Raw genomic sequence first — 13,279 nt, forward strand, 5'->3', positions numbered from 1 at the left:
ATTTTTATCCGCCGATTATATAAATAGTTGTGCAAACCGTCATAAGCATATCTCAAATGCTGCCGGCGTTAACTGATATGAACTAAGGATACCAATGTAATTTTAGAACCCGGTACTGAGAAAACCGGGGTGAAAATGTTTTGTGCATAAATGTCTGCAATTAAAACCATTCGGATATCGCTGGTTTTAACGTGGAGAAGCAAGGATATTGTCCTTAGCATAACAATAGCATAAACCTATTAAAGAAAAACAATTAGTGACCGACGGGAATGCCGGAAAAGATAAATATAAGCTTAGCTGACAGAAATACGGGCAACGATTCAAATGCTGATCATTATTTGGCTAATGAGCAATTGCTTAATCTTTTAGAAAGCACAAACACCGGTCTCTGGGAGCGCAATATTGTTACTAATGAGGCCTGGTGGTCGCCCAAGTTTTGTGAATTATTAGGTTACGATTACGGTGAGATCGAACAAAGCTATAATTTTTTTATCAATCACCTGGTACATCCCGACGAGCGTGAACTGGTTTACAATGCGTTCAAAAATCATTTGATCGACGCATCCGTTTACAAAGTTGAATTCAGGATGCTGACCAAGCATAATGGCTATTGCTGGTTTGAGAGCTCGGGTAAGGCCTGGCCCGATGAAAACGGCAAACTGTTGAAAATGATCGGAGCTGTAACCGACATCGACCAGAAGAAGCGTTATGAACTTGAGCTTAAAAAAAATCAGTTCATACTGGCCGAAACCAATAAGATTGCTAATATCGGCGGCTGGGAGCTCAATAACGATACCAGCCAGGTGAGCTGGTCGCAGGAAATCTCTGAGCTCGACAATATTCCATCAACATCATCTGTTGATCTGGGCAAAGTTCTTCAGTTTTTTGAGGATGACCAACATCAGTTAATCATTAATGCGGTTCGTGATGCGGCAGAGCTTTGCAAGCCTTTTGACCTCGAGCTCAGATTTCGTCCGGCGGAGAATGGCCCTACCTGGTTGCGCGTAAAAGGCATACCCGTTATTAATGATGAAGGTAAATGCGTTACTATCAGGGGGATTTTTCAGGATATTAATGAGATTAAAACTAAAGAGCTTAACCTGCAAGCCTCGCTTGATATATTAAGCGAACAGAACAAAAGGCTGCAAAACTTTGCGCACATCGTATCACATAATCTGCGGTCGCATTCGGGCAACCTGCAGTTCATGGTGAACATTTTTGAAGAGGATATCTCTGTTGACGACCGTCAGGAGATATTTAACAACATCCGCTCTATCAGCGAAAGCCTGGCCACTACAATCGATCACCTCAATGAGATCGTAAAAATACAGACCGAAATAAACAAGGAGCTTAAACCTGTAGACCTTGCTCTTGTTTTTAAAAACACCCAGAATGCTTTGGATACCAATATCTCCGATACCAAGGCCATCATCTGCTGCGATTTTTCGGCCTGCCCGGTTGTAAACTACATACCAGCTTACCTCGAAAGTATATTTTTAAACCTGTTAACAAACTCGTTAAAATACCGCCAGCCTGGGCGCAGCCCCCGTATTGTTTGCAATAGCTATATTGAAGAAGGCCGCCCGTATATAACCTTTGAAGATAATGGCTCCGGTATCGATCTGACCAAACATGCCGACAAAGTTTTCGGCATGTACAAAACCTTTCATCAAAACACCAATGCAAAGGGTATAGGCTTGTTCATCACCCGTAACCAGATAGAATCGCTGGGTGGCACCATCACCGTTGAAAGTACGGTAAATGTTGGCACAAAATTTACAATAAGGTTAGTGTAATTTTAACTAACTGTAATGACCTTTTCGGAAAATATTAAGACCGTTTGTGTAATTGATGACGATAAGATTTATGTGTACGGCCTTAAAAAACTGATCAGCATCAAACAATTGTGCCCCAATCTGATCGAATTTGAGAACGGTAAGCTGGCGATAGATTTTTTGGCCAACCCCGAGAATCAGGCAACTCTTCCTGATATTATCTTTCTTGATATTAACATGCCGGTGATGGACGGCTGGGATTTTATGGACAATTATGTGAAAATTAAACCCCAGTTGGGGAAAAAAATCACAGTTTATATGATCAGCTCCTCAATCAGCAACGAAGATATTGATCGCGCAAAAAGTATTTCGGATGTTTCAGACTATTTAATAAAGCCGGTTAGCCCCAATAAGCTGATCGAGCTGTTCAATATGGCAGCATAAGATGGTGAGTTGCGAGTAGTAAATGGTGAGTAATTTAGCCGACTAACAATCACTCGCTACTGACCACTCACTGCTCACTATTCAATATAGCTTTCCAGGATTTTAAAACCTCCGGTAGTTTTAAGCTCAACCTGGTCGATCACTTTTGGCAACAAAATACATTCGCCCATTTTTACATCGTAGCTTTCGCCGTTGCAAACCAGGGTATAAGCGCCGGCAACACAAACATGTATTACAAACGAATCGAGGGCCGAATAGTCCTTACTCGTGCCGTGCGTAAAATCCATCACGTTGGTGGTAAAGTACGGGCAGGTTACCAGGTGTACATCCTCGTTAACTTTTGGCGTGTATTGGGTTTTATAATCGGGATATACTTTATAATCTAAAGCAGCAAGCGCTTCCTGCGTATGCAGTTCGCGTTTGTTGCCTTGGTCGTCAACGCGGTCAAAATCATAAATGCGGTAGGTAATATCCGACGTTTGCTGAATTTCGGCCAGTAACAAACCTTTGCCAATGGTATGTACGCGGCCTGCCGGTAAAAAAAAGGTATCGCCCGCATCGGCAGTTTCCACATTCAGAATATCCATCAAATGCCCGCTGTTCAGCTTTTCGAGATAGGTCTTTTCGTCAATCTGCTGGTTAAAACCGGCTATCAGTGTTGAACCCGGGTCCGACTCGATAATGTACCACATCTCGGTTTTGCCGAACGAGTTATGACGCTTTTTTGCCAGCTCATCGTTAGGGTGTACCTGGATGGAAAGCCAGTCGTTCGCGTCGATAAACTTTACCAGTAACGGGAAGATGTTACCAAAATGCGCATAGATCTTTTTGCCGACAAGTTCGCCTTTATATTGTTCCAGCAAATCTGCTAACGATTCTCCATCCAGCGCGCCGCCATCCACTACCGACACATCTGTTTTTACACCCGATATTTCCCAGGTTTCGCCGCAGTTGGGTAAGTTGCCAAAATCTTTGCCCAAATAGGTTTTGATCTTTTGGCCACCCCAAATTTTGTCTTTATAAATGGATTTGAATTTTAACGGATATAGTGCAGTCATGATGATGGTTAAATGTTTGCCGAATTTATGAGTTTATAACAAAACCAGGGGTAATAAGTTTAATTAAACAGCAGGCTCCTGTTGGCTTAAGCAATGAAAACTGCCCAATCCCCAGATGATATCCGTCGAATCGATTCCTACAACCTTCCTGTCCGGGAAACAGGCACGTAAAATTTCCAATGCTTTCTCGTCATTTTTGTCACGATAGGTGGGCACAACAACAGCCGCATTACCGATATAGAAATTAGCGTACGATGCCGGTAAACGCTGCCCGTCATAAACCACCGGCGAAGGCATTGGCAACTCGATAATATTGAGCGGCTCGCCATTCAACAGTTTAAACTCGCGCAGCATTTGCAGGTTTTCCTGCAGGATGTGGTAGTTCTCGTCGTGCTTATTTTCTTCAACCACGGTAACTACTGTATTGGTGTTTACAAAACGGGTGATATCGTCGATGTGGCCATCGGTGTCATCGCCAACTATGCCATCGCCCAGCCATAAAATTTGCTGTACGCCGTAGTAGTTTTTCAGGTATTCCTCAATCTGTGGCTGGTTGAGATGCGGGTTGCGGTTCTCGTTCAGTAAACAGGCAGTGCTGGTCAGCAAAGTGCCTTCACCATTAAAATCTACCGAACCGCCTTCCATCACGATACCGGGATGGTAAACCGGCAGATTAAAATGTTCGCCAATTTTGGTCGGGATGACATCATCCAGGTCATATGGCGGATACTTATCACCCCAGGCGTTGTACCCCCAATCGACAATAGCTTTTTGTTTGGTTTCGGTATTGATTAAAAACGCCGGGCCATGATCGCGGCACCAGGCATCGTTTGTCGGGAAATGGAAAAATTCAACCTTACTCAAATCGGCACCTACCTTGGCTAACTCGCTTTTCGCGAAGGCTTCCATTTCGACATCCTTCACGTTGATGCGAATCAGTTCACCCTCGGTCAATATTTTAATGAATTCGCAATAAGGCTTATAGATCGTCTCGATCTTACCCGGCCATGATTCCTCCTTGTGCGGCCAGCTCAGCCAGGTAGCAGTGTGCGGTGCCCATTCGGCGGGGAAGTGATATCCTGCTCTAGTGGGAGAGTCCATAGTCCATAGTCCATAGTCCATAGTAAAACTTATAAAGAGTTTCGTAAAGCTGTGATCATTTTTGAAAGGGCCTCATATTCATTATACAATCTCTGAAAGTCATCCTCAGCAAGGTAGGCCCTACGTTTTGCGATAAATAAACAGGAAACTACTTCTATCCCAGATCGTAACGAATAACCCAAAAATGTTTTAAAGACGGCATCAGTTTGTCCCGTAGAGCCTTCCGCGATATTTAATACAACAGAATCAGCAGCTCTTTTGATTTGTGATGTTAAAATAAACAACTCATTCTTTGGGAATTTTTTCTTTGTCAAAACATGAATCTCATCAGTCAGATCTAAGGCTTTGTGCCACACCTGCAGACTTTCAAATTTGAATGCCATTCTATAATATTTTTAATTGTGGTTGGCTATGGACCATGGTCTATCGACTATGGACTGATTACTCCTCATCAATTAGTCTTTTGGTGATCGGCTGATATGAATCTATACGGCGATCACGCAGAAACGGCCAGTGCGTACGATAGTAATCTGTTTTTTGCAGATCAAGTTCTTGCAGTATTACCTCTTCGTTATCATGCGATGCCTGGTACATTACCGTGCCGAACGGATTGGCCACAAACGAGCCGCCCCAGAATTTTACGCCCGCTTCCTCGCCCACACGATTAACGCTTACCACATGCACGCCATTGGCTACCGCATGCGAACGTTGTATGGTTTGCCATGCGTTGTATTGCTCTACATTGGTGGCTTCATCCTGCGTTAAGGCCCAGCCGATAGCAGTTGGGTAGAATAATATTTCGGCGCCCATCAACGCGGTAATGCGTGCTGCTTCAGGATACCATTGATCCCAGCAGATGAGCACGCCGATAGTAGCAAATTTGGTTTTGAAAACCTTGTAGCCCAAATCGCCGGGAGTGAAATAAAATTTCTCGTAAAAACCCGGATCATCCGGTATGTGCATTTTGCGGTATTTACCTAAGTATTGGCCATCAGCATCAATAACCGCGGTGGTATTGTGGTACAAGCCCTGCGCGCGTTTTTCGAAAAGCGAAGCGATGATCACTACGCCTAATTCGGCAGCAACCCTGCTCAGCTCATCTGTCGATGGGCCGGGGATAGTTTCGGCCAGTTGGAAGTTATCATGATCTTCCACATCGCAAAAATACAGCGACGTGAACAGCTCCTGCAGGCACACAACCTGGGCGCCTTTTTTAGCCGCTTCCTTAACCTTGCTTATTGCTTTGGCCAGGTTTTCGGGTTTATTTGCCGTGCAGGTCATCTGCACTAATCCAACGTTTACTTTAGACATACCGCTTTCAATATTTGCCGCAAAAATACGGTTTTCATTTTACCTGGATATGCTTTGCCCGAATTGATTTTTAATCGCCCGGTCATAATTAATCGCAATGAGTTACAACAACTAAACTATGTAACAGTTTAATCATCTAAAGGCCGTTGCCCACTAACTAATCGCTAAATTGCTATCTTTGCCGCGCATGACAGAAATTGAAGAAACCGTAGAGTACCACGAGCCTAAAACTTTAAAGGATAAGCTCTGGACGGCCACCAAAACTATCCTCAAAATAGCTGTAACCGTAGTGCTGTTGTACTTCGTGTTCCGTAAGGTGCCTTTTGCCGATGTAAAGTACCGGCTGCTGCATGCCAATTACTGGTGGATGCTGGCCGCGCTGATCAGTTTTTTTATATCGATGATCGTTTCCTCGTGGCGCTTGATTAGTTTTTTTAAGTCGATAGGATTAAAGCTTAACCCTAAATTTAATTTTCGTTTATACCTGTTGGGGTTGTTCTATAATTTTATCCTTCCGGGAGGTATCGGCGGCGATGGTTATAAAATATACCTGCTGCATAAAAATTATAACCTGCCTGCAAAAAAGGTGTTCTGGGCCATTATGTTCGACAGGCTGAGCGGCCTTTGGGCGATCGGCCTGATCACCGTCGGCCTGATATTTTTGATCCCGCAGATCGATATCCATATCGGCATACCTTTAGGTATATTTGCAGCCGCATCGGCGATCTATTATTTTGTGGCCTACAAGTTTTTCCGCGAGTATACCCGGTACTTTTTCGAGGCGCACCTAAAAGCCATTTTCGTACAGGGATTCCAGGTAATCGCTATTGTTTTTGTGCTCATAGGGCAGGATTTTACCGGTAAGTTCTCACCCTATCTGCTGTCATTCCTGATATCGGCTTTAGCCACCATTATCCCGATCAGCGTTGGCGGCGCCGGTATCCGTGAAACGGTGTTTACCTATTTAACCAAATGGTTTCCGATGGAAAAATCGCTGGCGGTTTTCCTGCCTGGTACGTTTTACATTATTTCGTTAATTGTTGCCCTTTTGGGGATATACTACGTTATCCGCCCAAAGCGTTTGGAAGATGGCTTGCCAAAAAGCGAAAAACCTACCGAAACAAATGCGTAATCAAATAATTGTTATTTCGTTGTAAAGTCCAAATTAAATATCAACAGATAATTTAGTTGCAATATTAAATTTCATAATTTCGCGTTAGTTATTACCTAAAATAACATGAGCGATTTTAATGATTTTAATAACCCGCAGGTGGCGGCTTTGCCAACACATCTTAAACAATTCATTGTAGATCAGCATTATGAGCATTATACGCCGGTAGATCATGCTGTATGGCGCTACGTAATGAGGCAGAATTACAGCTATCTGAAAGATGTAGCTTACTACCCCTATATACCCGGACTGGAGAAAGCCGGGCTGACTATCGAGAAGATACCCAACCTGCAGGAAATGAATGATGCCCTGGCAAAAATAGGCTGGGGAGCCGTTACAGTTGATGGGTTTATACCGCCTGCCGCCTTTATGGAATACCAGGCTTACCGGGTACTGGTCATAGCTGCCGATATCCGCCAGTTAAAGCATATCGAATATACGCCCGCGCCCGATATCATACACGAGTCGGCAGGGCATGCGCCTATCATAGCGGATAAGGACTACCACCAATACCTGAGCTATTTTGGTTCGATAGGGGCCAGAGCTATGTTCTCGGCCCAGGATTTCGAATTATATGAAGCTATCCGTGCATTATCTATTTTGAAAGAAATGCCGGATGCCGACCCCAAAGCTATCGAAGCCGCCGAAAAACAGGTGGAGTACTGCCAGGAGAATATGGGCGAGCCATCCGAAATGGCTTTGCTGAGCCGCCTGCACTGGTGGACAGTGGAATATGGGCTGATAGGTACGCTGGAAAATCCTAAAATATATGGCGCCGGCCTGCTGTCATCCATCGGCGAAAGCTCAACTTGTATGGCGCCCAATGTAAAAAAACTATGGTATAGCCCCGAAACTGTCAATTATAGCTACGATATCACCAAGCCGCAGCCGCAGCTTTTTGTTACGCCAACTTTCCAGAACCTGATTGATGTTTTAGAGCAATTTGCGGATAAAATGGCTTTTAGGGTGGGCGGAAACTACGGGCTGCAAAAGGCTGTCGAAAGTAAGAATATCTGTACAGCCGTTTACAGTTCGGGTTTGCAGGTATCGGGTGTGTTTACCGATAAGGAGATAAATAAGGATGTGCCGTATTTTATCAAAACTACTGGTCCAACTGCTCTGGCTTATCGCGATAAGCAACTACCCGGCCATGGTAAGGATTATCATAAAGATGGCTTTAGCTCGCCTGTTGGCAGGTTGGCGGGCTACGCAAAAGCGCTTGAGGATTTTGACGAAGCCGAGCTGAATAACATGGATATTGTTATTGGCCGAACCACCACGCTGGATTTTGAAAGCGGCCTTACCATAAAAGGCAAGGTGAAAAATATGACATCGGCAGGTGGCAAAATACAGATCATTACTTTCGAAGATTGTACAGTAACAGATGCTGATGGAAGTATTTTATTTAAACCCGAATGGGGTGTTTATGATATGGCTGTAGGCGATAAGATCGTATCGGTATTTTGTGGCGCTGCCGACAAGGAAGCCTTCGAGACTATAGCCTACCAACCCAAAACCAATACACATCACCCGGTTTACGATTCGAAAACGCTTGCTCTGCACCACCTGTACCAGCAAGTGCGCGAGGTACGCACGAACCATACCGACTATAGTATCCTGGCTAATGTTTGGCGGCAGTTGCAATTGCATCACCCCGGCGATTGGTTGTGTGCATTAGAGATACTGGAGATACTGGATCATGAGCATGCACTGCCTGAAACAGCAGAGCAGATACATACTTTTCTCGAAAACAGGATCATCGCAGAACCCGAACTAAAGAAACTGATTACCGATGGTTTTTACCTCATCCAACATCCTGTAGAGCAAAAGTTGGTGACTCACTAAATTTTTGTACTTTAGTTTTAATGGCAAATATTATAATAACCGGCGCAAGCAGCGGCGTTGGATTTGAAGCGGTTTTAGAATTGATACTATCGGGCGACCATCAGGTTATTGCCCTCGCGCGGTCGGAAGGTAAACTCGCCCGCCTGCATGAAATTGCTTTGGGTTTGAACCCAAATTGTACTTTATACCCTATAGCGTTTGATATTGTACACGACGATTATCATGATCTTGTTCAGTTTATAGCCGACCGGTTTAACGGCCGTGTAGATATCCTGATTAACAATGCAGGTATGCTGATCAATAAACCGTTTGCAGAGTTGCTCGAGGGGGATTTTGTAGAGATGATACAGAGCAACTTTTTGGGCCATGTGCGCATTACCCAGGCTTTATTGCCACTGATTGGTGTAAATTCGCATATTGTAAACATTGGCAGCATGGGCGGTTTTCAGGGCAGCGCTAAATTTTCGGGGTTATCGGCTTATTCGGCAAGCAAGGCTGCCCTGCACACTTTAACCGAATGCCTCGCGGCCGAACTGGCTGACAGGCAAATTAAAGTGAATTGCCTGGCGCTCGGCTCTGCACAAACCGAAATGCTGGAGAAAGCTTTCCCGGGGTACGAGTCGCCGGTGATGGCTTTTGAGATGGGAAAATACATTGCCGATTTTGCCTTAACAGGTCATAAGTTTTTTAACGGGAAGATCATCCCGGTGGCTTTGAGTACACCTTAATTGATATGCTATTTAAGAAAGTACCAATAACATTGCTGCAAATATTGCAGTTTGAGATAGGGCAAAAAAGAGCATCCATCTAAAAACATCCTTTTGTGTAACCTGGATATCTTTTCGCAGGCTCGAAACCTCGCCGGTCACATCTTCTTTTGTCGCTATCGTATCGATAAGTTCTGACATTGTACCCTTATTTCTTCAAAAATAGAAATACTATTGCTAATGTAGCTCCAACTTGACCGATCCAGAATATAAACATCCATTTGATACTTTCTGCTTTATTCTCACTTATATCTTTACGAATATTTATATTCAGTTCCCCCATTTCTTTGTGAATCTGCACATTAAGACTGGCCATCTCTTCTCTGACATGTGCAAGACCATTCGTAAGGTCACTTCTGACGCTTGCGATATCTTCCTTTGTAGCTAATGTCTTAATGAGCTCAGACATTGATATTTCTATTTTTTAACAAATAGCAATATAATAGCAAGCAAAACTCCGATTTGGCCTATCCAAAAAATAAACATCCACTTTATTGTGTCAGCTTTATTATCAGCTGCTTCTTTGCGAACGTTCGCAAGACCATTATTGAGGTCCTCCTTTGTAGCTAATGTCTTAATCGTTGCTTCCACAGAGCGTTCAGTTTTATTATCAATGTATTTAAACATTGCGTCGGTTGTATCGTCACCTAATTTTTCAGATAACAATTTGTATAGCCGCGTTGTTTCTTTTGCTTCTAAGTACATACAAATATAAGTAATTGTGTTTTAATTATTTTATGATGTGAACGTCATGGGGAGCCCGTCGGCTAAATAGAAAGCCGACAGGCTCAGGATGACTACTTACCATCTATTGCACCTTCCTCGCATTCATCTTTAAAAACTCGTTAGCTACAATTTCGGTTACGTATTTTTTATTACCGTCTTTATCTATATAATGCCTGTTGGATAGCTTACCATCGATGGCTACCTCGTCGCCTTTCCTGAGTATCTCTTCGGCGAATTTGGCCTGCGCTCCCCATATCACAATGTTGTGCCACTGTGTTTCGGTTACCTTCTCGCCTTTGTCGTTCTTGTAGTTCTCGTTAGTGGCTAATGCCAGGCGCACCAGTTTACGGTTGTTGTCAAAATTTCTTACTTCGGGATCGGTACCCAGGTTACCTACCAGGCGTACGCTGTTTTTTAATGTGCTCATTGACTCTGTTTTTTAATTTATGATCGTGTTTAATTCGACAGTACAAAGTTGCAGCAGGCATCAAAACTTAGCCGGATAATAAGCGGTTATAAATATTACCTTTCGTTTGTAAACGTTTGCAAATGGATAAATAATCCCTAACTTTATGTAAACGAATATTTTATGCCCGAAGAAAGATTTTGTTTGGATTGCGGTACAGTTTTGCACGGCCGGTCGGATAAGAAGTTTTGCGACGACCAGTGCCGCAATAATTACAACAACCAGCTCAACAGCGATAGTTATAACCTGGTGCGTAATATCAATAATACGCTTAAACGTAACCGCCGTATTATGGAGGAGCTTAACCCATCGGGTAAAACCAAAACCACGCGCAAAAAGCTTTTGGGCAAAGGTTTCGATTTCGACTATATTACCAGCATCTATCAGACCAAAACCGGCAGCACTTATAACTTTTGTTACGAGTATGGTTATTTGTTGTTGGATAATGACGAGATATTGCTGGTTAAGCGCGAGGAGAAAGACGTTTAGCTGGAAAGTTTGAATGTTGGAAGGTTGTAATGTTGTAAAAGTGTTTCACGAGGTTTACTTTTACACAACTACATTAAATCAACAACTATGAAAACGATCAGCATCATCTCCATACCTGTAACCGATCAGCAGCGCGCCAAGGAGTTTTATCTTAAGTTGGGTTTTGATCTGATCGTCGAAAATAAAATGGGGCCTAACCAAACCTGGGTGCAATTGGGTTTTCCGGGGGCGCAAACCACCATTACGCTGGTAAACTGGTTCGAAAACCTTACGCCCGGCTGTATTAATGGCTTGGTAATAACGCTGGATGACCTTGACGCTGAGATCAAATCATTAAACGAAAAAGGGATTGAGGTTGGCAAGGTTGATCAAACACCATGGGGCCGTTTCGCCGCCGTTACCGACCCCGACGGTAACCGCCTGAGCCTGCACCAGCATTAATGTACCGCGCCATCGAGGTTATAGCAAATCCGGCAGCGCGGCTCGTAGCTTTCTTTTTCGCCTAAAAGTACTTTGGCTTCGCTGGCTACCAAACGGTACGAGTAAAGCGCCGGGTTACCGCATACTACGCAAACGGCATGCACCTTGGTTACCGATTCGGCAATGGCCATAATGGCAGGCATTGGTCCGAAAGGCCGGCCCGAAAAATCCATATCCAAGCCGGCCACGATCACCCGGATGCCTTTATTGGCCAGCTTATTGCAAACCTCGGGCAGTTCGTCATCAAAAAACTGTGCTTCGTCAATCCCTACAACCTGGGTATTACTACCTAATAACAGGATGGATGAGGCGTTTTCGACAGGTGTGGAGTGGATGGAGTTCAGATCGTGCGAAACAACGGCGGTTTCGTCATACCGCACATCGATCTTAGGTTTAAATATTTCTACATTGAGTTTTGCTATCTGTGCACGGCGAAGGCGGCGTATGAGTTCTTCGGTTTTACCCGAAAACATCGACCCGCAAATTAATTCAATACTGCCACCATACTCACTTTTTCTTTTAAAAACGTCTTCGCTAAATAGCATCTTACCCTTATTTGACACCAAATATCAGAATTAAATGGTATTTTTGATTGAGGATTTTACCAACATTATATACCGCCTACGATTTATGAAGCAGCAGGAAATTGTAAAGAAAATTGGGGTAATATTAAAAGAACTGCAGGATCAGTACCAGTTTATCGAGGAAACCAAAGAGCCGGTTAATGATCTGGAGCTGGAGTTATTTGTTGCCAACGGCCATTTTTTAACCGATCATATCGAGATACTGCGCAAGATAAACGAACAAACCCTCAAAACGCAATCCGTAAAGCAAACGGTTAAAAAAACATCAACCATTACCGAAAAGTTTTTTGAACCCGTAATACAACCGGTGCGTGTTGCGCCCGAAAAGAAAGAACCTACGCCCGAGTACGCAGATTTTGAACCTGCCGAAGAAGCAGTAGCGACTCAAACACAAGAGCCCGAACCGGAACTGCCACCTGCACTCCCTGTTGATGAGCCTGAGGCTCCTGTTGCAGAAGAGCATGAAACTCCGGTGCACGAGGAACCGGTGATACGGCACGAACTGGTTTTGGATGAGGATATCGTTTATACCGACGAAAATGAAGATGCAGAAGAGAGTAGGGAGGAATATAACTATACCGGGGACGAAGTAATAGACGATGATACGGCTTTTAGGAAAGTTGAGGAACATTTTTCGGTGCCGGAGATTACGCCAACCGAAACCGAGCAGGTGGCTGATTTCCCGCAGCCCGAAATGCCGTCGTACGCTGTACCGGAGCCGGTTAGCCAGTCTCCGGACGATTTTAACAAGCCACCGCTAACCCTTAACCAGATATTATCGGCACAAAGAAGCGGCACTACACGCATATCTGAGCAGTTGCCCCCTATTAAAGACTTGCGTTCGGCTATCAATCTTAACGATAAGATGCTTTACGTTAAAGATCTGTTTCATGGTTACAGCTTAAGCTACAGCGAAGCTATTGAGATATTAAACCGTATGAGCGGTTTTGAAGAAGCCGATAAGTTTTTACGCACAAACTATGCGGTGAAAAACAGCTGGGATGAAAAACAGGCTACCGTAGAGAAGTTTTATGCTTTACTGAGACGAAGGTTTAGCTGATG

Annotated in this window: 17 protein-coding genes; 8 read left to right on the forward strand and 9 right to left on the reverse strand. The window is 43.9% G+C overall.

Annotated features, from left to right (window positions below; all coding sequences use genetic code 11):
- Positions 1-269 precede the first annotated feature (269 nt).
- Both BEL04_RS24720 and BEL04_RS13430 read left to right on the forward strand, forming a co-directional pair.
- Entirely contained in the window at positions 270-1,796 is a 1,527-nt protein-coding gene (locus BEL04_RS24720; protein ID WP_066004690.1) for a PAS domain-containing protein, read from the forward strand.
- Between the two features lie 15 nt (positions 1,797-1,811).
- Entirely contained in the window at positions 1,812-2,219 is a 408-nt protein-coding gene (locus BEL04_RS13430) for a two-component system response regulator (RefSeq protein ID WP_066004692.1), read from the forward strand.
- A gap of 77 nt (positions 2,220-2,296) precedes the next feature.
- Here BEL04_RS13430 and BEL04_RS13435 read toward each other — a convergent pair whose 3' ends face one another.
- The 4 genes from BEL04_RS13435 to BEL04_RS13450 all read right to left on the reverse strand — a co-directional run bounded on the left by BEL04_RS13435 (position 2,297) and on the right by BEL04_RS13450 (position 5,689).
- Positions 2,297-3,277: a type I phosphomannose isomerase catalytic subunit gene (locus tag BEL04_RS13435; RefSeq protein ID WP_066004694.1), complete on the reverse strand. Its 981-nt coding sequence runs from the start codon at positions 3,275-3,277 to the stop codon at positions 2,297-2,299.
- Between the two features lie 63 nt (positions 3,278-3,340).
- A complete protein-coding gene (locus BEL04_RS13440; protein ID WP_066004699.1) occupies positions 3,341-4,399 on the reverse strand; it encodes an agmatine/peptidylarginine deiminase in 1,059 nt (352 codons plus the stop codon).
- Positions 4,400-4,407: 8 nt separating this feature from the next.
- Positions 4,408-4,761, reverse strand: a complete 354-nt coding sequence (locus BEL04_RS13445; RefSeq protein ID WP_066004705.1) for a four helix bundle protein — start codon at positions 4,759-4,761, stop codon at positions 4,408-4,410.
- 58 nt (positions 4,762-4,819) lie between these two features.
- On the reverse strand, positions 4,820-5,689 hold the full coding sequence (locus BEL04_RS13450) for a carbon-nitrogen hydrolase (RefSeq protein ID WP_066004707.1): 870 nt from the start codon (positions 5,687-5,689) through the stop codon (positions 4,820-4,822).
- 187 nt (positions 5,690-5,876) lie between these two features.
- Here BEL04_RS13450 and BEL04_RS13455 point away from each other — a divergent pair, with 187 nt between their 5' ends.
- The 3 genes from BEL04_RS13455 to BEL04_RS13465 all read left to right on the forward strand — a co-directional run bounded on the left by BEL04_RS13455 (position 5,877) and on the right by BEL04_RS13465 (position 9,433).
- A complete protein-coding gene (locus BEL04_RS13455; RefSeq protein WP_083227917.1) occupies positions 5,877-6,821 on the forward strand; it encodes a lysylphosphatidylglycerol synthase transmembrane domain-containing protein in 945 nt (314 codons plus the stop codon).
- Positions 6,822-6,926: 105 nt separating this feature from the next.
- On the forward strand, positions 6,927-8,705 hold the full coding sequence (locus BEL04_RS13460) for an aromatic amino acid hydroxylase (RefSeq protein ID WP_066004710.1): 1,779 nt from the start codon (positions 6,927-6,929) through the stop codon (positions 8,703-8,705).
- A 20-nt stretch (positions 8,706-8,725) separates the two neighbouring features.
- Positions 8,726-9,433 (forward strand): SDR family oxidoreductase, encoded by a 708-nt coding sequence (locus BEL04_RS13465; RefSeq protein WP_066004715.1) that lies wholly within the window; start codon positions 8,726-8,728, stop codon positions 9,431-9,433.
- 12 nt (positions 9,434-9,445) lie between these two features.
- Here BEL04_RS13465 and BEL04_RS24330 read toward each other — a convergent pair whose 3' ends face one another.
- The 4 genes from BEL04_RS24330 to BEL04_RS13480 all read right to left on the reverse strand — a co-directional run bounded on the left by BEL04_RS24330 (position 9,446) and on the right by BEL04_RS13480 (position 10,625).
- Positions 9,446-9,613 carry a hypothetical protein gene (locus BEL04_RS24330; protein WP_175404076.1) on the reverse strand — a complete coding sequence of 56 codons (168 nt, stop codon included), beginning with the start codon at positions 9,611-9,613 and terminating at the stop codon, positions 9,446-9,448.
- Positions 9,614-9,620: 7 nt separating this feature from the next.
- A complete protein-coding gene (locus tag BEL04_RS13470; RefSeq protein WP_066004717.1) occupies positions 9,621-9,881 on the reverse strand; it encodes a hypothetical protein in 261 nt (86 codons plus the stop codon).
- An 8-nt stretch (positions 9,882-9,889) separates the two neighbouring features.
- Positions 9,890-10,177, reverse strand: a complete 288-nt coding sequence (locus BEL04_RS13475; protein WP_066004719.1) for a hypothetical protein — start codon at positions 10,175-10,177, stop codon at positions 9,890-9,892.
- Between the two features lie 103 nt (positions 10,178-10,280).
- On the reverse strand, positions 10,281-10,625 hold the full coding sequence (locus BEL04_RS13480) for a single-stranded DNA-binding protein (RefSeq protein ID WP_066004721.1): 345 nt from the start codon (positions 10,623-10,625) through the stop codon (positions 10,281-10,283).
- A 162-nt stretch (positions 10,626-10,787) separates the two neighbouring features.
- Between BEL04_RS13480 and BEL04_RS13485 the strand changes: the two genes are divergently transcribed.
- Together BEL04_RS13485 and BEL04_RS13490 are read left to right on the forward strand one after the other, a co-directional pair.
- A complete protein-coding gene (locus BEL04_RS13485; RefSeq protein WP_066004722.1) occupies positions 10,788-11,153 on the forward strand; it encodes a hypothetical protein in 366 nt (121 codons plus the stop codon).
- Between the two features lie 87 nt (positions 11,154-11,240).
- Positions 11,241-11,594, forward strand: coding sequence for a glyoxalase superfamily protein (locus tag BEL04_RS13490; RefSeq protein ID WP_066004723.1), 354 nt, complete (start codon positions 11,241-11,243; stop codon positions 11,592-11,594).
- Here BEL04_RS13490 and BEL04_RS13495 read toward each other — a convergent pair.
- Complete coding sequence (locus BEL04_RS13495; RefSeq protein WP_066004725.1) at positions 11,591-12,178, reverse strand: thymidine kinase; 588 nt, start codon at positions 12,176-12,178, stop codon at positions 11,591-11,593. The two genes, BEL04_RS13490 and BEL04_RS13495, sit on opposite strands and share 4 nt — an antisense overlap.
- Positions 12,179-12,263: 85 nt before the next feature.
- Here BEL04_RS13495 and BEL04_RS13500 point away from each other — a divergent pair, with 85 nt between their 5' ends.
- Positions 12,264-13,277 (forward strand): hypothetical protein, encoded by a 1,014-nt coding sequence (locus BEL04_RS13500; RefSeq protein ID WP_139113041.1) that lies wholly within the window; start codon positions 12,264-12,266, stop codon positions 13,275-13,277.
- Positions 13,278-13,279 lie beyond the last annotated feature (2 nt).

The sequence above is a fragment of the Mucilaginibacter sp. PPCGB 2223 genome, from assembly GCF_001705515.1.
Taxonomy (GTDB): domain Bacteria; phylum Bacteroidota; class Bacteroidia; order Sphingobacteriales; family Sphingobacteriaceae; genus Mucilaginibacter.

Excerpts from the sequence above, each read along its gene's own strand:
- BEL04_RS24720 (WP_066004690.1), top strand. The coding sequence starts at position 270 with ATGCCGGAAAAGATAAATATAAGCTTAGCTGACAGAAATACGGGCAAC.
- BEL04_RS13430 (WP_066004692.1), top strand. The coding sequence starts at position 1,812 with ATGACCTTTTCGGAAAATATTAAGACCGTTTGTGTAATTGATGACGAT.
- BEL04_RS13435 (WP_066004694.1), bottom strand. The coding sequence starts at position 3,277 with ATGACTGCACTATATCCGTTAAAATTCAAATCCATTTATAAAGACAAA.
- BEL04_RS13440 (WP_066004699.1), bottom strand. The coding sequence starts at position 4,399 with ATGGACTATGGACTATGGACTATGGACTCTCCCACTAGAGCAGGATAT.
- BEL04_RS13445 (WP_066004705.1), bottom strand. The coding sequence starts at position 4,761 with ATGGCATTCAAATTTGAAAGTCTGCAGGTGTGGCACAAAGCCTTAGAT.
- BEL04_RS13450 (WP_066004707.1), bottom strand. The coding sequence starts at position 5,689 with ATGTCTAAAGTAAACGTTGGATTAGTGCAGATGACCTGCACGGCAAAT.
- BEL04_RS13455 (WP_083227917.1), top strand. The coding sequence starts at position 5,877 with ATGACAGAAATTGAAGAAACCGTAGAGTACCACGAGCCTAAAACTTTA.
- BEL04_RS13460 (WP_066004710.1), top strand. The coding sequence starts at position 6,927 with ATGAGCGATTTTAATGATTTTAATAACCCGCAGGTGGCGGCTTTGCCA.
- BEL04_RS13465 (WP_066004715.1), top strand. The coding sequence starts at position 8,726 with ATGGCAAATATTATAATAACCGGCGCAAGCAGCGGCGTTGGATTTGAA.
- BEL04_RS24330 (WP_175404076.1), bottom strand. The coding sequence starts at position 9,613 with ATGTCAGAACTTATCGATACGATAGCGACAAAAGAAGATGTGACCGGC.
- BEL04_RS13470 (WP_066004717.1), bottom strand. The coding sequence starts at position 9,881 with ATGTCTGAGCTCATTAAGACATTAGCTACAAAGGAAGATATCGCAAGC.
- BEL04_RS13475 (WP_066004719.1), bottom strand. The coding sequence starts at position 10,177 with ATGTACTTAGAAGCAAAAGAAACAACGCGGCTATACAAATTGTTATCT.
- BEL04_RS13480 (WP_066004721.1), bottom strand. The coding sequence starts at position 10,625 with ATGAGCACATTAAAAAACAGCGTACGCCTGGTAGGTAACCTGGGTACC.
- BEL04_RS13485 (WP_066004722.1), top strand. The coding sequence starts at position 10,788 with ATGCCCGAAGAAAGATTTTGTTTGGATTGCGGTACAGTTTTGCACGGC.
- BEL04_RS13490 (WP_066004723.1), top strand. The coding sequence starts at position 11,241 with ATGAAAACGATCAGCATCATCTCCATACCTGTAACCGATCAGCAGCGC.
- BEL04_RS13495 (WP_066004725.1), bottom strand. The coding sequence starts at position 12,178 with ATGCTATTTAGCGAAGACGTTTTTAAAAGAAAAAGTGAGTATGGTGGC.
- BEL04_RS13500 (WP_139113041.1), top strand. The coding sequence starts at position 12,264 with ATGAAGCAGCAGGAAATTGTAAAGAAAATTGGGGTAATATTAAAAGAA.